At 58.3% G+C, this 25,502-nt stretch carries 26 protein-coding genes; 5 read left to right on the top strand and 21 right to left on the bottom strand.

All coding sequences use genetic code 11. The annotated features are described in order from the left end of the window. Nucleotides 1-231 precede the first annotated feature (231 nt). The 14 genes from AC2FLE_RS10775 to ruvC form a co-directional block, all read right to left on the bottom strand. Nucleotides 232-807, bottom strand: a complete 576-nt coding sequence (locus AC2FLE_RS10775; protein WP_496696943.1) for an MOSC domain-containing protein — start codon at nucleotides 805-807, stop codon at nucleotides 232-234. A 101-nt stretch (nucleotides 808-908) separates the two neighbouring features. Next, a complete protein-coding gene (gene ftsH / locus AC2FLE_RS10770; protein WP_142640196.1) occupies nucleotides 909-2,825 on the bottom strand; it encodes an ATP-dependent zinc metalloprotease FtsH in 1,917 nt (638 codons plus the stop codon). 76 nt (nucleotides 2,826-2,901) lie between these two features. Further along, nucleotides 2,902-4,155: a tRNA lysidine(34) synthetase TilS gene (gene tilS / locus AC2FLE_RS10765; protein ID WP_496696941.1), complete on the bottom strand. Its 1,254-nt coding sequence runs from the start codon at nucleotides 4,153-4,155 to the stop codon at nucleotides 2,902-2,904. Continuing rightward, a complete protein-coding gene (gene ybgF / locus AC2FLE_RS10760; protein ID WP_496696939.1) occupies nucleotides 4,152-4,976 on the bottom strand; it encodes a tol-pal system protein YbgF in 825 nt (274 codons plus the stop codon). The genes tilS and ybgF overlap by 4 nt, the downstream gene beginning before the upstream one ends. Nucleotides 4,977-4,980: 4 nt before the next feature. Next, nucleotides 4,981-5,490, bottom strand: a complete 510-nt coding sequence (gene pal / locus AC2FLE_RS10755; RefSeq protein WP_496696937.1) for a peptidoglycan-associated lipoprotein Pal — start codon at nucleotides 5,488-5,490, stop codon at nucleotides 4,981-4,983. Nucleotides 5,491-5,578: 88 nt separating this feature from the next. Next, entirely contained in the window at nucleotides 5,579-6,898 is a 1,320-nt protein-coding gene (tolB, locus tag AC2FLE_RS10750; protein WP_496696936.1) for a Tol-Pal system beta propeller repeat protein TolB, read from the bottom strand. Further along, nucleotides 6,895-7,998 carry a cell envelope integrity protein TolA gene (tolA, locus tag AC2FLE_RS10745; RefSeq protein WP_496696934.1) on the bottom strand — a complete coding sequence of 368 codons (1,104 nt, stop codon included), beginning with the start codon at nucleotides 7,996-7,998 and terminating at the stop codon, nucleotides 6,895-6,897. Before tolA ends, tolB begins: the two co-directional genes overlap by 4 nt. Before the next feature lie 9 nt (nucleotides 7,999-8,007). Beyond that, on the bottom strand, nucleotides 8,008-8,484 hold the full coding sequence (gene tolR / locus AC2FLE_RS10740) for a protein TolR (protein WP_142640204.1): 477 nt from the start codon (nucleotides 8,482-8,484) through the stop codon (nucleotides 8,008-8,010). 1 nt (nucleotide 8,485) lies between these two features. Next, on the bottom strand, nucleotides 8,486-9,181 hold the full coding sequence (gene tolQ, locus AC2FLE_RS10735) for a protein TolQ (protein WP_142640185.1): 696 nt from the start codon (nucleotides 9,179-9,181) through the stop codon (nucleotides 8,486-8,488). A gap of 105 nt (nucleotides 9,182-9,286) precedes the next feature. Continuing rightward, complete coding sequence (ybgC, locus tag AC2FLE_RS10730) at nucleotides 9,287-9,670, bottom strand: tol-pal system-associated acyl-CoA thioesterase (RefSeq protein WP_142640183.1); 384 nt, start codon at nucleotides 9,668-9,670, stop codon at nucleotides 9,287-9,289. Next, nucleotides 9,667-10,290, bottom strand: coding sequence for a hypothetical protein (locus AC2FLE_RS10725; RefSeq protein WP_496696932.1), 624 nt, complete (start codon nucleotides 10,288-10,290; stop codon nucleotides 9,667-9,669). Before AC2FLE_RS10725 ends, ybgC begins: the two co-directional genes overlap by 4 nt. A 61-nt stretch (nucleotides 10,291-10,351) precedes the next feature. Next, nucleotides 10,352-11,371 (bottom strand): Holliday junction branch migration DNA helicase RuvB, encoded by a 1,020-nt coding sequence (gene ruvB / locus AC2FLE_RS10720; RefSeq protein WP_142640179.1) that lies wholly within the window; start codon nucleotides 11,369-11,371, stop codon nucleotides 10,352-10,354. Between the two features lie 4 nt (nucleotides 11,372-11,375). Then, nucleotides 11,376-12,056, bottom strand: a complete 681-nt coding sequence (ruvA, locus tag AC2FLE_RS10715) for a Holliday junction branch migration protein RuvA (RefSeq protein ID WP_496696930.1) — start codon at nucleotides 12,054-12,056, stop codon at nucleotides 11,376-11,378. After that, a complete protein-coding gene (gene ruvC, locus AC2FLE_RS10710; RefSeq protein WP_142640175.1) occupies nucleotides 12,053-12,550 on the bottom strand; it encodes a crossover junction endodeoxyribonuclease RuvC in 498 nt (165 codons plus the stop codon). Before ruvC ends, ruvA begins: the two co-directional genes overlap by 4 nt. Before the next feature lie 333 nt (nucleotides 12,551-12,883). Between ruvC and AC2FLE_RS10705 the strand changes: the two genes are divergently transcribed. Further along, a complete protein-coding gene (locus AC2FLE_RS10705; protein WP_496692332.1) occupies nucleotides 12,884-13,096 on the top strand; it encodes a DUF1127 domain-containing protein in 213 nt (70 codons plus the stop codon). A gap of 102 nt (nucleotides 13,097-13,198) precedes the next feature. Here AC2FLE_RS10705 and AC2FLE_RS10700 read toward each other — a convergent pair whose 3' ends face one another. The 4 genes from AC2FLE_RS10700 to AC2FLE_RS10685 form a co-directional block, all read right to left on the bottom strand. After that, nucleotides 13,199-13,543 carry a hypothetical protein gene (locus AC2FLE_RS10700; protein WP_496696928.1) on the bottom strand — a complete coding sequence of 115 codons (345 nt, stop codon included), beginning with the start codon at nucleotides 13,541-13,543 and terminating at the stop codon, nucleotides 13,199-13,201. Between the two features lie 107 nt (nucleotides 13,544-13,650). Then, nucleotides 13,651-14,523 (bottom strand): 50S ribosomal protein L11 methyltransferase, encoded by an 873-nt coding sequence (locus AC2FLE_RS10695; RefSeq protein WP_496692331.1) that lies wholly within the window; start codon nucleotides 14,521-14,523, stop codon nucleotides 13,651-13,653. Nucleotides 14,524-14,589: 66 nt separating this feature from the next. Continuing rightward, nucleotides 14,590-15,822 carry an MFS transporter gene (locus tag AC2FLE_RS10690; protein WP_271952281.1) on the bottom strand — a complete coding sequence of 411 codons (1,233 nt, stop codon included), beginning with the start codon at nucleotides 15,820-15,822 and terminating at the stop codon, nucleotides 14,590-14,592. 80 nt (nucleotides 15,823-15,902) lie between these two features. Then, nucleotides 15,903-18,098, bottom strand: a complete 2,196-nt coding sequence (locus AC2FLE_RS10685) for a primosomal protein N' (RefSeq protein ID WP_496696926.1) — start codon at nucleotides 18,096-18,098, stop codon at nucleotides 15,903-15,905. Between the two features lie 88 nt (nucleotides 18,099-18,186). On the opposite strand from AC2FLE_RS10685, the gene fsa reads away from it, so the two are divergent. From fsa to AC2FLE_RS10665, 4 genes are all read left to right on the top strand, one after another. Further along, complete coding sequence (fsa, locus tag AC2FLE_RS10680) at nucleotides 18,187-18,840, top strand: fructose-6-phosphate aldolase (RefSeq protein ID WP_496696924.1); 654 nt, start codon at nucleotides 18,187-18,189, stop codon at nucleotides 18,838-18,840. 197 nt (nucleotides 18,841-19,037) lie between these two features. After that, nucleotides 19,038-19,745, top strand: a complete 708-nt coding sequence (locus AC2FLE_RS10675) for a DUF484 family protein (protein WP_496692329.1) — start codon at nucleotides 19,038-19,040, stop codon at nucleotides 19,743-19,745. Continuing rightward, nucleotides 19,742-20,662, top strand: coding sequence for a tyrosine recombinase XerC (locus tag AC2FLE_RS10670; protein ID WP_496696922.1), 921 nt, complete (start codon nucleotides 19,742-19,744; stop codon nucleotides 20,660-20,662). The genes AC2FLE_RS10675 and AC2FLE_RS10670 overlap by 4 nt, the downstream gene beginning before the upstream one ends. Nucleotides 20,663-20,729: 67 nt before the next feature. After that, nucleotides 20,730-21,425, top strand: a complete 696-nt coding sequence (locus AC2FLE_RS10665) for a CDP-alcohol phosphatidyltransferase family protein (RefSeq protein WP_496696920.1) — start codon at nucleotides 20,730-20,732, stop codon at nucleotides 21,423-21,425. Between the two features lie 2 nt (nucleotides 21,426-21,427). On the opposite strand, the gene AC2FLE_RS10660 is transcribed toward AC2FLE_RS10665, so the two are convergent. The 3 genes from AC2FLE_RS10660 to ileS all read right to left on the bottom strand — a co-directional run bounded on the left by AC2FLE_RS10660 (nucleotide 21,428) and on the right by ileS (nucleotide 25,472). Further along, nucleotides 21,428-21,895, bottom strand: a complete 468-nt coding sequence (locus AC2FLE_RS10660; protein ID WP_142640155.1) for a GreA/GreB family elongation factor — start codon at nucleotides 21,893-21,895, stop codon at nucleotides 21,428-21,430. Nucleotides 21,896-21,971: 76 nt separating this feature from the next. Next, nucleotides 21,972-22,427 (bottom strand): methylated-DNA--[protein]-cysteine S-methyltransferase, encoded by a 456-nt coding sequence (locus AC2FLE_RS10655; RefSeq protein WP_496696918.1) that lies wholly within the window; start codon nucleotides 22,425-22,427, stop codon nucleotides 21,972-21,974. Nucleotides 22,428-22,559: 132 nt separating this feature from the next. Further along, nucleotides 22,560-25,472, bottom strand: a complete 2,913-nt coding sequence (gene ileS / locus AC2FLE_RS10650; RefSeq protein ID WP_496696916.1) for an isoleucine--tRNA ligase — start codon at nucleotides 25,470-25,472, stop codon at nucleotides 22,560-22,562. Nucleotides 25,473-25,502: the final 30 nt, after the last annotated feature.

Here is a 25,502-nt window from a genome sequence, read left to right as displayed (position 1 = left end):
CCAATCTCCTGAATCGGCTTCTTCTTCGCCTCACGCGCAATTTCGATGTCAGATTTATAGCTCATTGGGTTTCGGTCCCTGATTGAATTCCGTGCAAACCCGACGCAGAACGCCGGCGCTGCTCACTCCATACCGTTGTGTACCAAATTGGTGGCTATGGATTCCGACATAATTGCGCCTTGAAACGTCGTAGCGTCACATCGGCGCCTTCCGATCGGAAATTGCGGTCCCTTATGGTGTCCAGGCTCTCTGATCGGGGACAAACAGTGTAAGCTCATCGCCCAGCTTCAGCTCTCCGGGTCTTTCGACCCAAGCCGTGACTCCCCGCCGTCCTTGCGCTGCAGGCTTGAAGGCCGCACCATATCCGGGCAAGTCAGCCTCGATCTCGCGCCCAGGTAGGATACAGGGCCGGTTTTCCATGTCGATCGTCAGCGTCACGCCATTTTCCACCTGCAAACGAGACGAGGGCGGAACATGGGTGAAATCCGGAATGCCGCGCAAGACAATGCTGACACCCAGATGGGACGGGGCCAGCTTACCCAAGCCCATTTCCTGCGCGATGGCATCAAGTTCTTCTGCGGACAGGATCGATAACTGCCGCACATTGCGAATTTCGGTGCCTACCGGGTACAGGTTTTTGACCCGCACGCAAGAGGTACGATTCACGCCTTCGTGACGCGCGCCTTGATCACCCGAGAAACCCAAATCCAGACTGTCCACGGCATTGGCCCGGAGAGCTTCACCTGCTGGTACGTGGCCCAACCAAGCAACTTCTCCCGTGAATTCGGTTTCGCGCAATACCGGCATATTTATCCCTTTTTCAAAACTGACATCTGATGCGGAATAAAGGGCAAACCTTCGCGATTGAAAAGAAAAAAGACCCGGGACAGGCCCGGGTCTTTGAAAGTTTAAGCCGTTGGTTCCGGCTCCATCCCGCCATCGGGCGGAGTTTTCTTAACCTTGGTTTTCGGAATGGCGGTCACGCTGGGGGCGCTGCCCTCATCAGGTTTATCGCCCTCGTCATCGCTTTCGCTGGGCGGCTCGCCATTCATGACGCGTTTGATCTCGTCACCGGTCAGGGTTTCATATTCCAGCAGCCCCTGGGCCAGACGTTCCCATTGCTCGTTCTGTTCTGACAGGATCTGATGCGCACGCTCATATCCTTGCTGGATCAGGCGCTTGACCTCTTCCTCGATCAGTTCCTTGGTATGGGCCGAGACCGAGAACCCGGCAGTGTTGCCCGAATAGCCATCATGCGCTTCGGCATAGTCGATATTGCCGACCTTGTCCGACATGCCCCAGCGCATCACCATCGCCCGCGACAGTTGGCTGGCCTGCATGATATCGCCCGCCGGACCGTTCGAGACATGGTCCTCGCCATATTTGATCACCTCAGCCGCCTTACCGGCCATAGTCATGGCCAGCTTTTGCTCACACTCATCGCGGTGATAGTTCAGGCGGTCCATTTCTGGCAGTGACACCACCATGCCCAGCGCACCACCGCGCGGAATGATCGTTGCCTTATAGACCGGATCACACAACGGCAGCGTCATACCAACAACGGCATGCCCTGATTCGTGATAGGCAGTCTTTTCCTTCTGGTCCTGGGTCAGCACCATCGAGCGGCGCTCGGCACCCATCATCACCTTGTCCTTGGCATTCTCGAAATCTTCCATGGTAACAAAGCGGCGACCGACGCGGGCGGCCATCAGCGCGGCCTCATTCACGAGGTTGGCCAGATCAGCACCCGAGAAGCCCGGAGTCCCGCGCGCGATGATGCGCAGATCGACATCAGGTCCGAGGGGCGTCTTGCGTGCGTGAACGCCCAGGATCTTTTCGCGGCCTTTAATGTCGGGGTTGCCGACAGTCACGTTGCGGTCGAAACGGCCTGGACGCAGCAGCGCAGGGTCCAAAACGTCCTTACGGTTGGTGGCCGCCAGGATAATCACGCCCTCATTGGCCTCGAACCCGTCCATCTCGACGAGCAACTGGTTGAGCGTTTGTTCACGTTCGTCATTACCCCCACCATAACCGGCACCACGATGGCGGCCAACGGCGTCAATCTCGTCAATAAAGACGATACAGGGTGCATTTTTCTTGGCCTGTTCGAACATGTCGCGGACACGGGATGCACCGACACCGACGAACATCTCAACAAAGTCCGAACCCGAAATGGTGAAGAAGGGCACACCCGCCTCACCCGCAATGGCGCGGGCCAGCAGCGTTTTACCGGTCCCCGGAGGGCCCACCAACAAAGCGCCTTTTGGAATCTTGCCACCCAGACGACTGAATTTCTGCGGATTGCGCAGGAATTCTACGATCTCTTCCAGTTCTTCCTTGGCCTCGTCGATGCCAGCGACATCATCAAAGGTTACACGGCCATGCTTTTCGGTCAGCATCTTGGCCTTGGACTTGCCAAAGCCCATCGCGCCACCTTTGCCGCCACCCTGCATCCGGTTCATGAAGTAGACCCAGACACCGATCAGCAGCAGGAAAGGAAGAAGAGTGACCAGGAAAGACTGAATGCCCGATTGCTGTTGTTTCACAGCCTGAACCGGGATGCTTTCATCGATCAGCAGTTTGGTCACCTCGGCATCGCCGGGCTTGATCGTGACATAGCTTGCGCCGCTTTGCGTGGTATAGCGAATTTGCTCGCCATCCAATGTCACGTTTTTGACTTCGCCGCCTTCAACAGCGGTCACGAAATCAGAATAGGTTCTTTCATTGCTCTGAAGCGTTCCACCTGGTCCGCTGAACAGATTGAACAGTGCAAGGATCAGCAAAAACAGAACGACCCAAAAGGCGATGTTACGAGCGTTGCCCAAGAAAAATCTCCCAAAAGATTTCGGCAGATGGGGATCTGCCGGGTTGCTCTTTAAAATAGAGATGATTCAAGCAGGTTCAATGCGATAAAACCGAAGAGTGAAACTCGGGCTCTTCTGGCGTCAGTTCTGCAAGCCAACCATTTGAGAAACCCACCATTGGTGCAGATACCAAGACCTCTCCACTCCAGACGGACGGAGACGCCAGAAGCGCGGCGCGCGGTTTTCCAAGTGCACGCCAATCTGGCACGGCCTGCAAACCAGCCGCACCTAACGGGTGAACCTGCGCGTCGGGAATCGCCGGACCAGACAGAATCCACCGTTCATCCCAAATCTGACCGGGTGCGCCGGGTGCGCTCTCAACGGCATTTAGCTCTCTGCAAATCCACATTTTATCGGCTTTTGGGATCAAGAGGCATCCACCTATCGTCGCCGCCTCACCCTGATCAATCGCGAGCAGCGCCCGGTCTGTTGCAGCCTGACGCGGTGGATATCCGCGGCCCGCAATCCAGCGGACACAACCTGTAAGAAGACGACGTCGGATTTCCGCAGGCAGAGTGGAAAATTGCGCGCGATCGACACAGATATCGCCGCCATCGACATTCAGGACCTGACGGGCGGATTCCTGCGTAATCTGCTCTAATGCTTCACGGGCTTGAGCAAGGTTTTCAGCAACGCGGGACAGAGAATGCACCGAAATCCCAATTTCGGATAAGCCGGTCAACGCGTCGCGCGCCTTGATACGATCAAACCGCCGGTCGTGATTCGATGGATCCTCGATCCAATCTGCCCCAATCTCGGCAAGATAATCGCGCAGTTGTTGCCGGGTAATCCCCAACATCGGTCGCAGCAGCATGATCCCTTGATAGTTCCGCATTGCAGGCATGCCGGACAATCCCGTCACACCAGCAGCGCGCGCCAATCGCATCAGCATGGTTTCGGCTTGATCATCGGCGGTGTGTCCTAGGGCAATCGCGCCGATCTGCTTGTCACGCGCCCAGTCTGACAGCAACTGGTACCGGGCCTGCCGCGCCCTATCCTGCAGGTTACCTGTCTGGTCCCACCCCTGCCAGTGCAACGTCTCATGTGGAAGGCCCAGACCCTGGGCAAGCTGCGCCACCCAATCTGCCTCCGCCACCGCTTCGGGGCGCAGATTGTGGTTCACCGTGGCGACAAACAGCTCAACCTGTTCCTCTTGGGCGATGTGCTTCAACAAACTCAGCAAAGCAACCGAGTCACCGCCACCGGATACCGCAACGCCTAGACGGCGCGGAAGGTTTTCCGGCAATCGCGCGCGGAGTTCGGATTTCAGGAGTGTGCCTTGTGTGGTCAAGTACAACCCAGTGATGTCATTTCCTGCGTGGCGCTGGAGACCAATGCCGAGGCCGGGAACCGGACGCTAACCTCGCTCAGTGTGATACACGCCTGTTCGGTCTGTCCCAGACGGCCCAGCGCAGCACCCAGTTCGAACAAAGCCTCAGGCGCATAGGCGCCTTCGGAATCGCCGGTGAAGCTGGCAAGGAATGCCTTTGCCGCTTCGCGGGTGTCGCCAATGCCCTCCAACGCCTGTCCGCGCTTTAGGTGTGCTTCGGGCGCAAGCGGGCTTCCGGGATATGATGTATCGAATACTGCGAACTGATCCGCGGCGGCCTGGAAGTTTCCATCGGCCAGCGCCTGAGCAGCGGCATTGAAATCCGCTTGCTCGCCTACTGCCAACTCACCCAGGTCGGCATCGGTTGGCGCTGTCGGAGCAGTAGGGGCTGCGGATGTGATGTCCGTATCTCCGCCCAGAGTTGTTGTATCACCGAGCGTACTCAGGTCACCGCCTTCCAGTTCGACCAAGCGAAACTCGAGATCACCGATCCTGTTAGTGCCGTCGGTTACGATATTCTGTACACGCTGGTTCAACTGTTCGGTCTGGCGCGTCAGGCGCTGCAATTCGGCCTCTATGGCATCAACGCGTTCAAGTATCGAACTGCCGGACAGGTTCGGGGCCGGAGAGCCGGTTGTTGAAAACTCGCGCTTGAGCCGCTGAATTTCCACATGCAGCACCGTCAGTTCCTGCCGGATATCCGCCAAGGTTTGCTGATCCTGTGCTTGTGCCAAACCGGCGGTCGCCAAAACTGCGGCCAGAACCCATCCTGCTAGTTTCATCGTCTTATCCCAACGTTGATCCGGTCAGCACCGTCACTGCACGACGGTTTTTCGAATAGCAGTCCTCGGTGCTGCAAATCTCGATCGGACGCTCTTTGCCAAAGCTGACAGTTGTCAGCCGGTTGCCTGCTACTCCGCGGGAAATCAGGAACTCGCGGGCGGCATTTGCCCGGCGCGCACCCAGTGCGAGGTTATACTCACGCGTGCCCTGCTCATCCGCATGGCCTTCGATCGTTGCCACAAAGTCGGGGTTGGCCATCAGCCAGTCGGCCTGCCCCTGCAGCACTGACTGCGCCTGCGGAGTAAGCGTCGACTGATCGACCGAAAACAGAACCCGGTCACCAACAGTTTGCTGGAAATATGCAGGCGAGCGCGGATCACTTGGAGAGCCCGCGGCCATCCCGCCATTTGCGCCATTGCCAAAGCCGCCGCCCAGCGCAGACGGATCGTTATTAGTGCAGGCCGCCAACGCGCCAAACACACCTAGTGCTAGGATTTTGCCCAATACGTTCATCTCAGGTGCCTCGTTGTTTTTTCTCTTTATTGCCGTCTCTGTAGCATAGTGCAGGTTCCTTGTGAACTTTTCCTGCCAGCAGCCGTGATCAATTCTGCAGTGGGCCCCATGACGGATCGCTGCCCCCATCCGGGGTGCGGATCGGGCGCAGGTTGCGTCCCGAGATATCAACCGAATACAGCGTCGCCCGGCCACTTGCGCCCTGGGTTTCTCGGGTGAACATGATCACGCGACCATTAGGGGACCATGTCGGTCCTTCGTCCAGAAACGACGAGGTCAGCAAACGCTCTTCGCTGCCATCTGTTCGCATGACACCGATATGAAATCGGCCTTTGTTCTGCTTGGTAAACGCAACCAGATCGCCACGGGGGGACCAGACCGGCGTTCCATAACGGCCCTGACCAAAGCTGATCCGCGTCGCCTCGCCCCCGTTTGCGGGCATGATGTAAAGCTGTGGCGTGCCCGAACGGTCACTTTCAAACACGATCTGGGAACCGTCCGGCGAATAGCTAGGGGCGGTTTCAATCGCGGGCGTATTGGTCAGCCGCACGCTTTGCCCGGAAGCCAGATCCATTTTCCACAGGTCCGTATTGCCGCCTTGAATAAGCGAATAGACGATCGACCGTCCATCCGGCGAAAACCGGGGCGAAAAGCTCATCGTGCCGCCCTGAGTGTTCAACTCGGTCCGCCTGACCCGTTCAATATCCAGAACATAGATGCGCGGCTGACCGGATTCGTAACTGGTATAAAGCAGTTGATCACCGGCAGGTGAAAACCGTGGTGCCAAAACAATGGCGGCGCTGTCGGTCAGGTACTGCACATTCGCGCCGTCATAATCCATGATCGCCAGGCGCTTCAGGCGCTGGTTTTTGGGGCCGCTTTCCGAGACAAAGGCAACACGACTGTCGAAATAGGCGCCCTCGCCCGTTACACGGCTATAGACTTGATCCGCCACTTTATGGGCCATGCGCCGCCACCCTTCAGTCGTCCCGGCAAACTGCAGACCGTTGCCCAGCTCCTGCCCAGAAAACACATCCCAGACCCTGAACCGCACCGTCAGGCGATTGCCCGACACATTCACAGCACCTGTCACCAAAGCCTCGGCATTGATGGCTTTCCAATCCGCGAACCGAACGGGATCTTCAAAGCTGGCCACTTGGCTGATGAAAGCATCAGACAGAATTTCGCGGAACAGCCCTGTTCCGGTTAGATCGGCGGCCACAACCCGCGAGATATCCTGGGCATATTGCGCAGCTGCTGTGCTGTCCGGCACAAAATTCGGAACCGCAAAGGGCAAGGGTTCGATGATCCCCTGATCCAATTCCAAGCGAAGCGGTCCACTTTGGGCGTGAACAGGTGCCGACACCAGTGTCAGGCCAAGCAACAGGCTGGTCAGAAGTCTCATCATTTGATCCGCATCCTCTCGGGATTGAATGTAATCTCAATATCCTGCCAATGCTCGTATTTATCGGTTGGCAGGTCATATCCTTTGGCTCCACAGCGCAAAATGGCACGTCGAGCAGCCTCATAGGCTTGTCTGGCTGCGCCGTCAGAACCGCCTGAGCTGTCGATCATGCGCAAGCTGCCGCCAACCACCTTGCCATCAGGGGTCAACGAAAATCCGACAACAACAACTGTCTGCAGAGCATCCGTGGACAAGGACCCAACGTTCCAGCATTGGGAAACGGCCAATCGCATCGCGTCCTTTTCGCCGCTGGTCAAGGGCGGACCAGAGGGTTCACTCCCTTGTCCCAACGCCTCGGCCAGCGCATCGTTGATGGCTGTTTCCGTCTGCGCGGGCTCTGTGGGTTCGGGCTCGGGCGTCTCCGCCACTTCGGGCTCGACCGGTGGTGTCGGGCGGTTGGGACGGATCCGCGGGCGCGGCGATGTTCGGGGAGCGTTTTCTTTGGGCTCTTCCGCTTCGGTCACAATCTCGTCAGCCTTTTCCTCGGGGGCGGTCTGATCCTGCTGTTCCTGCTGGGTCTCGGCTCCCTCGTCCAAAGATACGGCCGGGGTTTCGATTTCATCAGGCGCGGCCTCGGGCGGAGGCGGCGCAACCGGCACCGGCGCAACATTCTCGGCCGGGCTGGGCTGTGCTTCTGGCCCAGAAGGCACCGTAACGTCGACAATCTCGGGGGCGGGAGTGTCCAACACCGGTGGCTGTTCAATCACCACCGGCTCTGGCGGCGGCTCAACCGGTTCAGGCTCAGGATCCGGGTCCGGGTCGGATTCAGCAGGTTCCGCCTCTTGCAACGAAGGCTGCTCTTCCACTACCGGTTCCGACGCTGGATCCTCTTCTGTTGGGGCCTCAGGCGGCTGCAGCGCTGTTGGCGTCGGCACTTCGGGCGCATCCCGCTGAGCGGTCATTGCCGCAAATTGCTCAGCCGAAATGACCGAGACATCCTGCACGGCCATAGGTAATGGTTCGGACCGGAAGGTGCCGCCGAAAAATGCCCAACCAATCAGACTGACATGGGCAATCGCCGAGATCTTGGTGCCGGTATCCACCGTGCGGCCTCACTCTCCACCGTCGTCCAGTGTCGGGCCGCCCGTATCGGTCACCAGCCCCACATTGGAGAACCCACCCGCATTAAGCGCGCCCATTACCTGCATCACCTGCGCATAAGGGATCGCACCATCCGCGCGCAAAAACACTCGGTCGCTACTGCGTTCTGCTGCGATGGCACGCAGTTTTCCAATCAACTCTTCGCGCAGAATATCCGTGGTTTGGATTTGCACCCTGCCATCCGCGGTCAGCGTGACGGTCAAAGGTTCCTCGTTATCGCCGGGCAGCGCACTGGCCGCTGTTTTGGGCAGATCAACAGGCACACCAACAGTCAGCAAGGGCGCGGCCACCATGAAGATGATCAGCAGCACCAGCATAACGTCCACAAAGGGTGTGACGTTGATCTCAGCCATCGGCTGCGCGCGACCGCGACGCCGACCCCGCCGGCGTCCATTCCCGCCCGAGGATTGCTGAACCGCAGCCCCCATCTCAGCTGTCCAGCTGGCGCGACAGAATGGTGGCGAACTCATCGGCAAAGGCTTCATAGCCTCCAACGATCCGATCACTATCTGCGCTGAGTTTGTTATAGAAAATCACCGCCGGAATCGCGGCCAACAGGCCCAGGCCGGTGGCCAGCAACGCCTCGGCAATACCGGGCGCGACAACAGCCAGGTTGGTGTTCTGCTGCTCGGCAATCTCGATGAACGCATTCATGATACCCCAAACCGTTCCGAACAGACCAATGAAGGGTGCAGTTGAGCCGACAGTGGCCAGAATGGGCAGGCCCTTTTGCAGCGCCTCGGCCTCTTTCGCGATGGCCACATCCATCGACCGATCAATGCGTGCGGTGGCACCAGCTATCAGCCCGCCATCAGTGCGGTGCGAGCGGCGCCATTCGATCATGCCTGAGGCAAATATCTTCTCCGAACTGCCATCGGGTTGGGTACCGATCTGCTCGAACAGTTCATCCAGGGGGTTCCCGGACCAGAAAGCCTCATCAAAAACCTGAGCTTCACGCCTTGCAGCACGGTAATTGATCAGTTTCTGGATGATGATCCCCCAGGACCAGACTGATGCGCCAATCAGCATCAGCATTACCAGTTTAACGATAAAAGTCGCGCGGGCAAAAAGCCCCCACATGGAGAAATCGATCTCCTGCGCCAGCGCCAGCGTTTCAGCTTCCATGAACCTGCTCTTTGTTTTGCCTGACAGCCTTACGGCCTTGTTTTGTCAAACGCTAACGCAGATGGGGGCGAATTGCCAACAGAACCACCCGGGCCCTGCAAATTGTTACAACAATGCGCGAATCTCTGCCGGAAGGCGTACGGGCTTGCCCTGCGCATTCATACAGACGGCGGTAACGATGGCGCGAAAAATCTCCTCTTCGCCCCGTTTGACCACTTGCGCCATGATCAGACGGACACCGGACAGAGACTTGATTTCGGTCTCGATCTCCAGATCGTCGTCAAATTTGGCCGGGGCCAGGTATTCCGCCTCGATCCGGCGCACGACCCAAACGATACCTGCGTCACGCATGGCATTCTGGTCATTGCCCAGGCGCCGCACATAGTCCGACCGGGCGCGTTCGATGTATTTCAAATAGTTAGCGTGATAGACCACGCCGCCCATATCGGTGTCTTCGTAATATACTTTAACGGAATAGACGTGCTTCATTGCGGTTGATCCAATCTGGCAAACAATCTCAGCGCATGAGAGGCATCTTGCGCCGCGCCCGGCAGGACAGGATCGTATGCCGCCCGGATCAACCCGGCAATGTCTGGTCGCAATATCGTCGCGTCACCCGCCACTGCCAAGGGCGACTGGTTGCGAAAAGCGGTATCGGACCAGAGCAGCACCGTTTGCACCACCTGGCTGAGCGCAAGCGTTTCAGCGGGGACTTGCGACAATTCATTGTCCATCCGCAAAAACACAAAGGCCGCACGAATGGCGCCGTCTTCTTCAAAACGGAATATCCGGTACTGGTTGGCATCGGCCGCGATCAACCGATCAACCAACGGCCCCAGATCAGGGACCAAACGGTCCAGATCGGGCACTTCAGTCAGTTCTTTCCAGTCGCGGAAGAAAAAGACCATGCAGTTGGCGCCAAGCTCGGAGTCGGTTTCTGCCATCTGATGCCCTGCCAGTGTTACCACTGCCTCGAACGCGCCTTTGACCGTGGCCAAACTTTCATCTTCGACCCCAAAGACGATCGGCACGATGGGGCGGCCCCACCGCGCAAACAGGAACTCTCCGCTTTCGCGGGTGAACAGGGCTTGAATGTCGTCGGGTGTCACGCGCAATCCTCGGCAATCGGACAATGTTTGGCGAAACCCTTAAAAGCTCACACGCGCGGCTTCAACCAAACAGATCATTTTGCCCCTTGGGTGCGGCCATGCCCAGATGCGTCCACGCCTTCTGCGCCAGCATCCGGCCACGCGGTGTGCGTTGGATCAGGCCTTGCTGCAAGAGGAAGGGTTCGATCACCTCCTCCAGCGAGTCCCGGCTTTCCGACAGAGCTGCCGACAAGGTTTCGATACCTACCGGCCCGCCCGCGTAATTCTCGGCGATCAGCTTCAGATACCGGCGGTCCGCGCCGTCCAGCCCCAGATGATCGACCCCCAGCCGCGTCAACGCCCCATCAGCCAAATCGCGGGTGATCCGTCCATCGCCTTCGACGATTGCGAAATCCACCACCCGCCGCAGCAGGCGCCCGGCGATCCGAGGCGTTCCGCGTGACCGGCGCGCGATCTCTCGGGCACCACTGTCATCAGCCGGTGCTCCAAGCTTGCGTGCGTTGCGGGTGACAATCTCGTGCAATTCATCAACGGTATAGAACTGCAGGCGTGTCGGGATGCCAAAGCGGTCGCGCAGCGGCGTGGTCAGCAGCCCCATCCGGGTGGTGGCCCCGACCAGAGTAAACGGCTGCAACTCGATCCTCACCGTGCGCGCGGCCGGGCCTTCACCAATCACCAGATCCAGCTCGAAATCCTCCATCGCCGGATACAGGACCTCTTCGACCGCTGGATTCAAGCGATGGATTTCGTCAATGAACAGCACATCGCGCGCTTCCAGATTGGTCAGGATCGCCGCCAGATCGCCCGCCTTTGCCAGAACCGGGCCAGATGTCATCCGAAAATTCACCCCCAACTCACGCGCGATAATCTGCGCCAGCGTGGTCTTGCCCAGACCCGGAGGGCCATGGAACAACGTATGATCCATGGCCTCACCCCTTTGGCGAGCTGATTGAATAAAGATACGCAGATTGGCGCGCGCCTCGGCTTGACCGATGAATTCGTCCAGTCCCTGCGGGCGCAAGGCGCGGTCATTGTCTTCCGGCAACGGCTCGGGGCGCAGGGTGGGATCGGCATCTACCATTCTATCACCCTTTCGGAGCCAACAGTTTCAACGCAGCGCGGATCAGGTCCGCCTCACCCGCTTCGGGCAAGCTCGCCGCGGCTTCGGCCACGGCTGACGCGGCCTCGGACGGGCCATAGCCCAGATTGGAGAGTGCCGACAATGCCCCGGCAGATGCTGCTGCATTCCCCGATGGCGCTATGGTGAGCCGTTGTTTTGGTACTGGCGCCGGTTCGGTCAGCTCCACGACGTCCAATTCGGGGCCATCCATTGCCTCGGTCACCGTGCCGCCCATGGCCATAACGCCGGGCGCCTTGTCTTTGAGGTCCAGCACGATCCGCTGCGCGGTTTTGGGGCCCACGCCCTTGGCTGCCTTGACCGCCCCCCAATCGCCCAGAGCAATCGCCCGGCTGACACCATCGGGGCCCAAGGCGCTGAGGATTGCTAGCGAGACCTTGGCCCCGACCCCTTGCACCGAGCACAGCAGGCGATGCCATTCCTTCTCGACCAGCGAAAGGAACCCGTAAAGCTGCATCAAATCCTCGCGCACCACCATGTCGGTGTAGATCGAGATCGCCTCACCCACGCCCGGCAGCGCAGCCATCGTACGGTCCGAGCAATAGACCAGATAGCCGACCCCACGCACGTCGATCAGCACGTGATCCGCCGCGCGGTAATCCAACCGGCCTGTCAGCTTGCCAATCATGCCCGCACCTGTTTCATCCGCGACTGTGGCGTTGCCCCGTAAAAGGAATGACAGATCGCTATCGCCAGCGCATCCGCGGCATCCGCGCCCTTGGGCTGACAGCCCGGCAGTTGCAACTTGACCATATGAAGAACCTGTTCCTTTTCGGCATGGCCCACGCCCACAACCGTTTTCTTGACTCGATTGGGCGCATATTCCCCCACTGGCAACCCGGCCTGCGCCAGCGTCAACAACGCCACACCCCGCGCCTGACCCAGCTTAAGCGTACCGGCTCCGTCCTTGTTCACAAAGGTCTGTTCGATGGCGGCCTGATCGGGCTGATGCTCGGCAATCACTTCGACGATCTGATTATGGAGCGATAGCAACCGCTCTCCCAGATCATCCCCGTCCGATTTACATAACCCATTGGCAACATGACTGAGACGGCTGCCATGTGATTCGATGACGCCCCATCCCAGGGTCCGTAGCCCCGGATCAATGCCCAGAATTCGCATATATAGCCTCGGCCTGCTCGGGTTTGTGTGTTCTTTTTTACCGACTAGCACGAAACAAGAACATTTTCCAAGCGAATTGACTGATGGTCAGATTGCGACACGGTCGTCCTGTCTCCGACAGAATGAGCTGATTACGACCGGAAAATGTCGGGTTTCGACCAGTTTGATGAAGGCAAAATTGCCAATAAATTAAGGCGTTTCCATGTTTTTCGAGCATTGCAAAAAACGCATAGGACACATGCAATTTCTATGCTTGTGCAGTCAGAAAACCATCCCTAAATGCCCGTCAGATCGCAAGATCAGAGTTTAACACAAACCGGAAGGAAACAGGATATGGCTGCACTGGACACAACCCGCACCACCACTGGCTCATTTGGCCTCGTCGGCCGTATCGGTACGACTTTCGCAATGGTCGTAAACGCCGTTGTCGAATGGAATGATGCCCGCGTTACACGCAACGCGCTGAGCGGTCTGTCGGACCGCGAGCTGGAAGATATCGGCCTGTGCCGTGGCGACATTGAAATCGTCGTGGAAGGCCGCCGTTAAGGCAAAGCAAACCTACCGTTGATTTTCCCCTTCTCCCTCGGGGCAAAGAAGAACGCCGCGTATCCCCGGATACGCGGCGTTTCTAATCAAAGCGGAAGAAACTTAGCGGAGAACTTTGCTGAGTTGAGACGAGAGGGCCTGTGATACCGGGTCGATCTGCATGATCCATGCCCCCGCCTTCTCCACTTCGGTCCCTTGCGCAAGGCTATCGACACGATACTGGTAGGCCGACGACCCCAAGCTGGTCAGCAAAAGCGTTTTGAATGCGAACAGCCCAGCGAAGCAGATCAGCAGAGCCTTTGCAGGCACCGCGGACTGAACCCGCTGTGGTTTCATTACAACCAAGCCATCTTTGCGCATAGTCGCACGATAACCACGGGTCATCTTCGAATGTTTCTTGTTCAGCCGATGAACGCGCTGATCAAATTCAATTTGTTTTCCAGTCATGGCAGCCTCCAAATCAACCGCCCCCCAATTCCACGTCATTGACGGTAAAAACAGATTGCGACATAAAAGAGGCGAAACTCCACAAAACTCCTGCAAATGGCCCGATTTTAGCCCTGTTTGGTTAAGACTAGCGACGTCCATTCACCAATTTGGTCATTTCTAGAGGCATTGAAGCCATTTTGGAGATAAACGGAAACAACATCCTCGGCTTGCTCGTTAAGGATTCCCGATAGAATCGCCTTACCCCCAACCCGCAGATTCGCTGAAATTTCGGGCGCCAGGGCCACCAATGGGCCCTTGAGGATGTTGGCGAATATCAGGTCATAGGGCGCAAGAGATTTCAGCTCCGGATGATCGAACCCCGCAGCCTCGACACATTGAACCTTCCCTGACATGCCGTTTGCCTTCAGGTTGGCTTCAGCAACTTCGACAGCAACCTGATCAATATCGCTGGCGATGATGTCCCCCTCCCAAACACGAGCGGCGGCCATCGCAAGAACGGCGGTGCCGCAACCGATATCTGCAACTTTTGTCGCGGTAAAACCCTGATCGAGCAGAAAATCCAGAGCCTTGAGACACCCAAGGGTGGTGCCGTGATGCCCGGTACCGAAAGCCATTGCGGCCTCAATCAACAAAGGGATACGGCCTTCGGGCAGCTTGTCGGCATCGTGACAGCCATAGACGAAAAAGCGGCCAGCCTCGACAGGCGCCAATTCACGGCGAACATGGGCGACCCAGTCGGTTTCGGGCAGTTCCGAGATTACAAAGGGTTTGGATCCGAACGCAGCCGCCAGAACCGCCAGTGCCGTTTCATCCGGCGCTTCGGTGAAGTAACCGCCAATCTCCCACAGGCCCGAGCCATCTTCGACTTCGAATACGCCCACGCCCGTGGGTTCGGGATCAAGACGCTCCATGGCTTCGCCCAGACCATCGGCTGATTTTTTGCCGGTCAGGGTGGTAAGCGCGGTGAATGTGGGCATGGGAGCCTCCTGTGTCAGCTGACACAGCGCCTAGGGTGCGGGCCCGCGAAGGTCAAGCATTGGCAGCTATTCCGCCGGAGCGGGCGCGTATTTCGACAGTATCGTCTCATTCCCAAGCTCTGGGTGGCGCGGGATCAGCAGCGACAGCGATAACGAAATCAACGCCATCGCTGCAGCCACCGCAAAGACCGCTCCGGGCGAGTACACCCAGAGCAGGCCCAGAAGCGCTGGTAGGAATACCGCGGCGATATGGTTGATCGTAAAGGCAACCGCTGCGGTTGGCGCAATATCTGCCGGATCGGCAATTTTCTGGAAATAGGTTTTAAGCGCCAGAGCCAGCGCGAAAAGCACATGGTCAATCACATAGAGAGTAGCCGCCAGAACAACGCCCCAACCGAACCAATAAATGCCGCCATAGGCTGCAAATACAACGGCCAGGCCTGCATATTCGAAAATCAAAGTGCGACGTTCACCGAATACGGACACAGCTTTGCCTAGCATCGGCGCAACCGAAATGTTGATAACCAGGTTGATCAAGAAAAGACCGGTGAGTTCGTGGACCTCAAACCCGAATTTCTCGACCATCATGAAACCGGCGAAAACGACAAAGATCTGACGACGCGCGCCCGCCATGAACTGAAGCGCATAGTACAGCCAGTATCGGCGGCGCAGCACAATTTTTTTGGTCTGCGGAGTCGGCGCGTCGAACTGCGGATAGGCGACCAGACAGAACAACGCCAGCAAAGCCGTCAGCCCGCCCGCAGCCATGAATACAGTGTTATAGGACAGATCGAACCGATCCCACGTCAGGACAATCAGCCCATAGATAACCAATGTCGAGGCCGATCCCATGGCGACCATCCAGCCCAGAAATTGCGGCGCTCGGTCCTTGGGCAACCACTGCAGCTGAAGGGATTGGTTCACGGTTTCATAATAGTGGAACCCGATCGAGCTCAGCAGTGTGACGAACAGCAAGCCACCAAGGCTTGGGAACCACGCTGTCACCGCAGTCGCAACACCCAGCATGATCAGCGAGATCATCGCCAGCACCTGCTCCCGAACAAACAAGATCACGGCAATTACGCCTACAGCCAGAAAGCCTGGGATCTCGCGCACGGTATGCAGCAGGCCGATGTCGGCACCGTCGAAATTCGCCACTTCAATAACGAAATTGTTCAACAACGCGCTCCATGCGTTGAAAGCAATGGGCATGGTCAGTGCCATCACGAATAAAAGCGTGATGGGACGGCGCCAGAACGGAAGGCTTTGCGCCTCGGAAAGTGGCATGGGTTTCAGCATGAGAGTCCCTCTACGCCCATTTTCAGGTTTTGGCGAGTGGGAAGAAGGGCACGCACATTGGCTCTGCATGAATGCAGAGGTCAGTAGAAATTTTGCGGGTCAATATCAACGGTCAGCCTGATGTCACCGTTCAGCCGCAGCGGTGCTATCCAACGGGCGATGGCATCCTGAATTGGCGCTCCTTTGGGGGCTTTGACCAGCAGCCGCACCCTGTGTCGCCCGCGGATACGCGCAATGGGCGCAGGCGCAGGACCAAAGACCTGCGCACCGATCTGCCGCAACGGGGCGTCGTTGCGGGCCATGGCGTTGCCGATGTCAAAAACAGGACCGACCTCGGGGCCAGACAGAACGATACCGGCCATGCGTCCATAGGGGGGAACACCGGCGGCCAACCGCCCGGCGGCCTCGGCTCTCCAGAATCCTTCTTCATCGCCCGAAAGGATGGCGCGAATGACGGGATGTTCCGGTTGAAAGGTCTGCAACAGCGCCTGTCCGGGCTTATCCGCGCGCCCGGCGCGGCCAGCCACCTGCCGCATCAGCTGAAATGTGCGTTCGGCGGCGCGCAGGTCCGCCCCATGCAGGCTGAGATCGGCGTCAATGACACCCACCAATGTCAGTTTCGGAAAATTGTGCCCCTTGGCCACCAGCTGCGTACCAATGACGATATCGGCGTCACCGGCAGCAATCTCTTCGATCTTTGCTTTCAATGCGCGCGCCGATCCGAACAGATCGGATGACAGCATGGCAATATTCGCCTCGGGAAATGTTGCCTCAGCCTCTTCAGCCAGCCGTTCGATCCCCGGCCCGACCGGGGCCAGCTTGCCCTCGACCTGACAGGAGGGGCAGACCTCGGGCATGGGTTTGGTCTCACCGCATTGATGGCACATCAGACGCTTGAGAAACCGGTGTTCAACCATGCGCGCATCGCAGTGATCACAGGCAACCTGCTCGCCACAAGCCCGGCACAGGGTGACCGGCGCATATCCCCGGCGGTTAATAAACAGAAGGGATTGTTCACCCCGCTCGATCCGCTGATGGACGGCCTGCCGCAGCGATGGAGAAATCCACGTCCCCGGCTGCATCTGTTCGGCCCGCATGTCGATGGGCTTCATCTCGGGCAACACCGCATCACCGAAGCGCGAAGTCAAATCGAGCCGCTCATACTTGCCTGCCTTGGCATTGGCCCAGCTTTCTAGTGACGGCGTCGCACTTGCCAGAATCACGCGCGCGCCGCATATGGCGGACCGCAGCACAGCCATGTCACGGGCGCTGTAATGCACCCCGTCTTCCTGTTTGTACGAGGTGTCATGTTCTTCATCGACCACGACCAACCCAAGATTGCGAAACGGCAGAAACAGGGCCGAGCGCGCGCCGACAACCAGCTGTGCATCGCCCTGCCCCACCATGCGCCAGACTCGGCGGCGTTCGGTCATCGTCGCGCCCGAATGCCATTCTGCCGGGCGCGCGCCGAACCGTGCCTCAACGCGCGTCAGAAATTCGGCGGTCAGGGCAATCTCGGGCAGCAGAACCAGCGCCTGCCGCCCCTGGCGCAACGCTTCGGCGACGGCCTCAAGATAAACCTCGGTCTTGCCCGACCCGGTGACGCCTTTCAGCAGGGTCGTGCCATAATCACCCGTTCGCAGGCCAGATTGCAGGGTTTCCACTGCTGAGGCCTGATCATCGGTCAACGCCTTGCCCGGCAGATCCGGATCCAGATGTGGATAGGGCAGATCGCGCGGGCTGTCTTCTTCGCGAACCGCACCGAGTTTGACCAATCCCTTCACGACTGAAGAGGTCACACCCGCCTGTTCGGCCAGTTCCTTCAGCGTAAAGGCCAACCCGCCGTGGTCGCGCAGCACCTCCAACACACGAGTGCGCGCGTCGGTCACCCTGTCAGGGTCCCTGTCGCCAAGCCGATAGACCTTGCGCATCGAAGGCGGATCGCCCAATCCGGGCGCGCGCGTGGCCAATCGCAACATCGCAGGCATCGGGGTCAGCGTGTAATCGGCAACGCGCCCCAGAAACAGGCGCATTTCTTCGCGCATCGGCGCGACTTCAAGCACCCGGATCACCGAACGGGCCTTGGCAAGGTCAAAGCCACCCTGCCCCGGCCCCCAGACCACGCCCAAGACCTTGCGCGGGCCCAGCGGCACCTCGACAAAAGCGCCCAGAAAGCACCCGCTCTCGGGCGCCTTATAGTCAAGCGTCCGGTCCAGCGGTTGGGCGGTCAGCACCGCCACCAGCTCACCTTGGTCGAAAAACTCCTGAGTGCTCAATGCATATCCTTGGCAAGGGGTTCCAGCATGGGTCTCTTTGAGGTAAAGCCATCCGCGACCAAGGCCAACCCATCAAAGGACTGCCCGCATGAAATTCTTCATAGACACAGCCGAGATCGACGCAATCGCCGAACTGAACGATCTAGGCATGGTGGACGGTGTCACCACCAACCCTTCGCTGATCCTGAAGTCAGGCCGCGATATTCTGGAAGTGACCAAGGAAATCTGCGATCTGGTCGACGGACCGGTCTCGGCCGAAGTCGTGGCAACCGAAGCCGACGACATGATCGCCGAAGGTCGCAAGCTGGCCAAGATCGCCCCGAATATCGCTGTCAAAGTGCCGCTGACATGGGCGGGCCTGAAAACCTGCAAAACGCTTAGTGACGAAGGCCAGATGGTCAATGTGACCCTCTGCTTTTCGACCAATCAGGCGATTCTGGCCGCCAAAGCCGGCGCAACTTTCATCTCGCCCTTCATCGGACGTCTGGATGACATCAACCTAGATGGCATGGACCTGATCGCTGATATCCGTCAGGTCTATGACAATTACGGATATGAGACCGAAATCCTCGCCGCATCGATCCGCACCGTGAACCACGTGACCGACAGCGCCCGTATCGGCGCTGATGTCATCACCGCACCACCCGCTGTGATCAAAAAGCTAGCCGATCATCCGTTGACCGATAAAGGCCTTGAAACCTTCCTGTCCGATTGGGCCAAAACGGGTCAGAAAATCCTCTGATTCTGCGCGAACCCGCGCGGCGCCCCTGGCGCCGCGCTCGGCCCAGCTGCTTTGAATCTGATCTCGGATCAGATCTCTGCAGACCGGAGTTTTCCCGACCACATTCCCCGCGAAATTCAAATTGACGCTCATTTTTCCCGAGGCAGATCCGGCAAGCCGTGCTATAAGGCCGAAAAATAAAAAAGACCGGACAGGACATGAGCAGCAACACCATACTCAAGGACACCTTGCGCGAGGCGATTCTGGCCGAACCAGATGCCATTCTGGATGACAAGGACCTGATGCAGGCCCTCGTCACCGCAAATGAGCAGGCGCGCGGGAATAACGTCATCGACCTGCGCGGCATAGCCATGCAACGGCTCGAAGCCCGGCTGGACCGGCTGGAGGATACGCACCGCTCGGTCATTGCGGCAGCCTATGAAAATCTGGCCGGCACAAATCAGGTTCACCGGGCCATTCTTCGGCTACTTGAACCGGTCGGATTTGAGGAATTCCTGCACATACTTGGTGCAGATGTGGCTGACATACTGCGTGTCGACCGCATTACGCTGGTTCTTGAAACGACGGCAGTCCAGAAAGACCCGGCAATCTCAAGACTTGCAGGCGTGCTGGCCATCGTCGAACCCGGTTTCGTCGACAACTATCTGACCTTTGACCACAGCGGCCCAGCACGCGAGGTCGTCTTGCGTGAAATCATCCACCCCGCACACAGGATATTCGGCAGTGATGCGGATCACCTGCGCTCCGAAGCTTGTCTGAGGCTGGATTTGGGCGAAGGCCGCCTGCCTGGCATGATCATCATGAGCGCAAAAGACCCCAGGCACTTTACGCCAAAGCTGGGCACGGATCTTCTGACTTTCTTTGCTGGTGTCTTCGAACGGTCGATGCGCCATTGGCTGTCGTGAGCCTTATTTCTCCGGCTTGTCGTGACGCACTGCAAAACTGGCTTGATGGCCTGGGGGCCTTGTCAGGCCGGTCCGAAAACACGCTTACCGCCTATCGGGGGGATGTGTCCGAATTTCTGTCCTTCATGACACTGCACCATAGCGAAAGTCAGGGGATGGCGGCGATTGCACGGATTACAATCTCGGACATGCGGGCATGGATGGCCGATCAGCGCGCATCCGGCGTTGGCTCGCGCTCGCTTGCGCGCAAACTTTCCGCTGTGAAAACCTTCTACCGTTGGCTTTCCGAGCGTGAAGGGTTTGAGCCGACCGCAGTTCTGTCGACGCGCGCCCCCAAATTTACCCAAAAACTCCCTCGACCCATGGCCGAGGATGCCGCACGTGCGATGATTGAAACGGTCGAGATGCAATCAGCCAGCGACTGGGTTTCTGCCCGCGACGTTGCGGTCGTTACTCTTTTATATGGCTGCGGTTTGCGTATTTCCGAGGCTCTCTCACTGACCGGAGCGGATACCCCTTTGCCCAACTCGCTGCGGATCACCGGCAAGGGCAACAAAGAAAGAATCGTTCCGGTCCTGCCGGTCGCGCAAACAGCTGTAGATCAATATGTAAAGCTGTGCCCCCACGCCCAATCCAGGGAGAAGGCACTGTTTCGCGGGGTTCGCGGAGGCCCCCTGAACCCCCGAGCCATCCAGGGTGTGATGGCCAAAGCGCGCCAGCAGCTTGGGCTGCCCTCCACTGTAACACCCCATGCCATGCGCCACAGTTTCGCGACCCACCTGCTGTCTGCGGGCGGTGATCTACGCACCATTCAGGAATTGCTGGGCCACGCATCGCTGTCCACCACCCAAGCATATACTGCGGTCGACACGGCGCGCCTGATGGAAGTTTACAACCGCACCCACCCAAAAGCCTAAGCAAACGCTATCCACATTGACCGGGCTTTTGGTTTGCATCTGGCCCGCGCATCATTCAAGAGACACCATGACACACAGATTCAAAGCTCTTTCCGTACATCTATTCACCGCGACTGGCGCCGTATTTGCAATGCTCGCCATGCTGGCCGCCGTCGAAGAGAAATGGAGCCTGATGTATCTGTGGCTGGTCGTCTCGTTCATTGTGGACGGTATCGACGGCCCCTTGGCGCGGCACTATCACGTCAAAAAGAACGCCCCGGAATTTGACGGCGTGCTTCTGGATCTGATCATTGATTACCTGACCTATGTGTTCATCCCGGCCTTTGCCCTGTTCAAATCGGGCTTGATGGACGGCTGGACCGGCTGGTTCGCCATCATTGTCATCACCTTTGCCAGCGCTATGTATTTTGCCGACACTAGGATGAAGACGAAGGACAATTCCTTTTCCGGCTTTCCGGGCTGCTGGAACATGTTCGTCATTGTGATCTTCGCGCTCGAGCCCAATTTCTGGGTTATCCTGCTGCTGGTGACGCTGCTTTCGCTGGCGATGTTCCTGCCATTGAAGTTCATCCACCCAGTGCGCACAGAACGCTGGCGCAATGTGTCATTGCCGATGGCATTTGCCTGGACCTTCTTCGCCGGATGGGCTGCCTGGGTCGATTTCCACCCCGAAAGCTGGGCCCATTGGGGTCTGGTGATCACCAGCTTGTATCTGGTGTTCGCAGGAATTGCCCAGCAGGTGATCCCGCCGCGCAGAGCTTAAGGTCACAGGACCTCCTGCACCTCGAACTCGGTTCCGTTATGGGCGAACACATCACCCTGTTGCAGGCCTGCCATCGCCAGGTAAATCGGGCTTTGGGTTGAGATGCCCATATAGGTTTTGCCGTCCACTTCGAACCGCGTGGTCGAGACGCAGACCACAAAGCGCCGGTTGTTGAACTTGACCACCGCACCCGGTTGCACCCTGTCGGTCAGATCAAAATCCGTATTCTCGATCACATCGATCTTGGCATGATGAGCATGAACCGGCGCATCGAAGGCTGCTGCCAGATCGGCATTCTCACGCGAGGCCGCGATGTCATCCTTGTCATGCCCTTCCCGGTCATCAAGCTGCGAATCTTTCAGGAAAGCGTCGTAATGCGCCTGCGCGGTCGCAAGCTCTTGCTCTTCAAGTGACATAAGGCGGTCGATGATGGCCTTTTTACGAGCTGCCAGGTCTGGTTGATCGGTCATACCATGCGATCCTTTGAAATCTCTATTTGAAACAAATTGGGCATCAACCAGCGGGATTGCAACAGAATTCCGCTTTCTAGATCAGCAGACCGGCGGCGCGTTCATGGCGCAACAGCGCGACTTTGGTTTCAATCCCGCCATCACCTGAAAACCCGCCCAGCCCGTTTGCGGCCAGCACCCGGTGGCAGGGGATAATCACCGGAATGGGATTGGCGCCACAGGCCTGCCCCACAGGTTGCGGGGGCTGACCGAGTTCCTTCGCGAGATCACCATAAGTTCTGGTTTCGCCCAGCGGAATGGCAAACATCAGGTCGCAAACCTGACGCAGGAATTCCGACCCCTCGATACGGTAAGGCAGATCGAACCTGTCCAACTGCCCCTGATCATAGGCGCGCAGCTGCGCGGCGGCCTCCTGCAACAGGGGCGTGACTTCGCCCTGATTGCCGCCATTCCAGATCAGACGCGTCACCGCGCCATCTGTTCCTTCAACACCCAAAGTCCCGAAACGGGTCTCAACCGCAATCATTCCCATGCGAACAGGCTGACAGAAACCGCGCGCATCACAACCCGAATTCTGCGGATCCGGATCTTCATCTGGCCAAAAATACCTCGGAGCGCGAGGCAGAGCCTCGCAAAAGACTCCGCCTCAGCCGCAGAACACTGATTAGCTCAGCGCGTCGTTACAACGCCCGCACACGCCGTCATGCGCATGGCGCCCAACATCAGGCAGGATTTTCCAGCAGCGCTGACATTTCTCGCCCTCAGCCTTTTCGAACACCACGGCCACGCCCTCGATTTCCGGCAGGCGGAACGCCTCGGCCGGGGCCGGATCTCCGGTGACGGTCAAACCGGACGTGATGCACATGTCATCGACGTCAAACGTTGCCAGAAGATTGCGGGTTTCACCATCTTCGACATGCACGATCGGTGCGGCCTCAAGGCTGGAACCGATGACCTTATCCTGTCTCTGAACTTCGAGCGCGGCAGTCACAGCGCGGCGGACCCGGCGGATCTTGGCCATGCCAGCCTCAAGCTCGGTATTGCGCCAGTCGGCAGGCGTATCCGGGAAGTCCACCAGATGGACCGAGCTGTCGTCACCCGGGAAACGCTCCAGCCAGACCTCTTCCATAGTGAAGACCAGAACTGGGGCCAGCCATGTGGTCAGACGGTGGAACAGTATATCCAGCACGGTGCGCGCGGCACGACGGCGCAGATTGTCGCCGTCGCAATACAGCGCATCCTTGCGGACGTCGAAATAGAAGGACGACAGATCAACGGTTGCAAAGGTGAACACCGCACTGAACACGCCCTGGAAGTCGAAAGACGCATATCCTTTTCGCACCTGTTCATCCAAATCGGCCAGACGGCTGAGCACCCAGCGTTCCAGGCGCGGCATATCCGCAGGGTCCACCCGGTCGGCCACAGAAAAATCAGCCAGCGAACCCAGCATGAACCGCATGGTGTTGCGCAGCCGGCGATAGCTGTCAGCAGTGCCTTTCAGGATTTCCGGTCCGATCCGCTGGTCAGCGGTGTAATCGGTCTGTGCCACCCATAGACGCAGAATATCGGCACCATATTGCTTGATGACCTCTTCGGGCACGATGGTGTTGCCCAGCGATTTGGACATCTTGTTGCCCTTGGCATCGAGCGTAAAGCCATGGGTCACCACGTTGCGATAGGGCGCGCGGCCCTTGGTGCCGCAGGCCTGCAGCATGGACGAATGGAACCACCCACGATGCTGGTCGGTGCCTTCCATATATACATCGGCGATGCCGTCCTCGGTGCCGTCCTCACGGTCGCGCAGCACAAAGGCATGGGTCGAGCCCGAATCGAACCAAACATCCAGAACGTCGAACACCTGATCCCAGTCATCCGGGTTATAGTCATTGCCCAGGAAGCGCTCTTTCGCGCCGTCAAGATACCAGCAATCGGCCCCGTCCTGTTCAAACGCTTCTTTGACGCGCGCATTCACGCCAGGGTCGCGCAGCAGAAAATCGGGATCGGTCGGCAAAGCGCCCTTCTTGGTAAAGCAGGTCAACGGTACGCCCCAGGCGCGCTGGCGCGACAGAACCCAGTCTGGCCGGGCCTCGATCATGGAATACAGGCGGTTGCGGCCGGTCTGCGGGGTCCATTTCACCAACTCGTCGATCGAACGCAGGGCGCGTTCGCGGATGCTATCGCCCATTTCGCCCATGCCGTCGTCCAGTTTGCGGTCGACCGAGGCAAACCATTGCGGCGTGTTGCGATAGATGATCGGAGCCTTCGAGCGCCAGGAATGCGGATAGCTGTGCTTGATCTTTCCGCGCGCCAGCAACCCGCCAACCTCAACCAGCTTATCGATCACGGACTTGTTGGCATCACCCTCACCGCCCTTGCGGGACAGGATGTATTTGCCGCCAAAGAACGGCAGATCAGCGCGGAACGAACCATCGTCCATCACGTTATAGGTGATGACCTGCTCCAGCATGCCAAGATCACGGTAGAGCTCAAATTCCTCCATCCCGTGCGATGGCGCGCAGTGAACAAACCCCGTTCCTTCGGTGTCGGTCACGAACTCAGCCGCGCGGAAGTCACGGATGTCGTCCCATTCGCCATTGCCGCCCTTGGCCCCGGCCAGCGGGTGGGCCAGTTGGACAGATGACAGCTCATCTGCTGTGACATCACGGACGCGGGTCCACTGGTCGTCGTTCAAGCGGGCGCGGCCCAGCACGTCAGCGGCCAGATTGTCCGCCAGCAGGAACTTGTCGCCAACAGCAGCCCAACATTCCTCTGGCGCATCAGTGACTTCGTACAGCCCGTAGGAGATGTCCTTGCCATAGACCACAGCCTTGTTCGACGGCATGGTCCACGGGGTTGTCGTCCAGATCACAACAAACGCGTCATCCAGATCGCCCGCATTCACAACCTTGAACTTCACCCAGATGGTGAAGCTTTCCTTGTCGTGATACTCGACCTCGGCCTCGGCCAGGGCGGTCTTTTCAACCGGCGACCACATCACAGGCTTGGACCCCTGATACAGCGTGCCGTTCATCAGGAACTTCATGAATTCATCCGCGATCACCGCCTCGGCGTGATAGTCCATGGTGATGTAGGGATCGACCCAGTTGCCGGTGATGCCCAGACGCTTGAACTCTTCGCGCTGGATGTCGATCCAGCCCTCGGCGAACTTGCGGCATTCCTGACGGAAGTCGACAACGTTCACCTCGTCCTTATTCTTGCCCTTCTTGCGGTACTGTTCCTCGATCTTCCATTCGATCGGCAGACCGTGACAATCCCATCCTGGCACATAGCGCGCGTCGTGGCCCATCATCTGATGGCTGCGCACGATCATGTCTTTGATCGTCTTGTTCAGCGCGTGACCGATATGAAGGTGACCGTTCGCATAGGGTGGGCCATCGTGCAGGGTAAAGGGCGTGCGGCCCTGTTTTTCACGCAGGCGGTCATAGACACCGATCTCTTCCCAGCGTTCCAGCCATGCGGGTTCGCGCTTGGGCAGGCCTGCGCGCATGGGGAAATCGGTTTTCGGCAGGTTCAGCGTGTCTTTGTAATCAGGTGTTTGGGTCGTGTCGGCGCACATTGGGGGCGTCCTTTGGATGATCTGGTCGTA

Source organism: Ruegeria sp. CDSA077, from assembly GCF_059612265.1.
The sequence above is the reverse complement of the archived record's forward strand: the minus strand, read 5'-3'. Positions and strand labels throughout refer to the sequence as shown.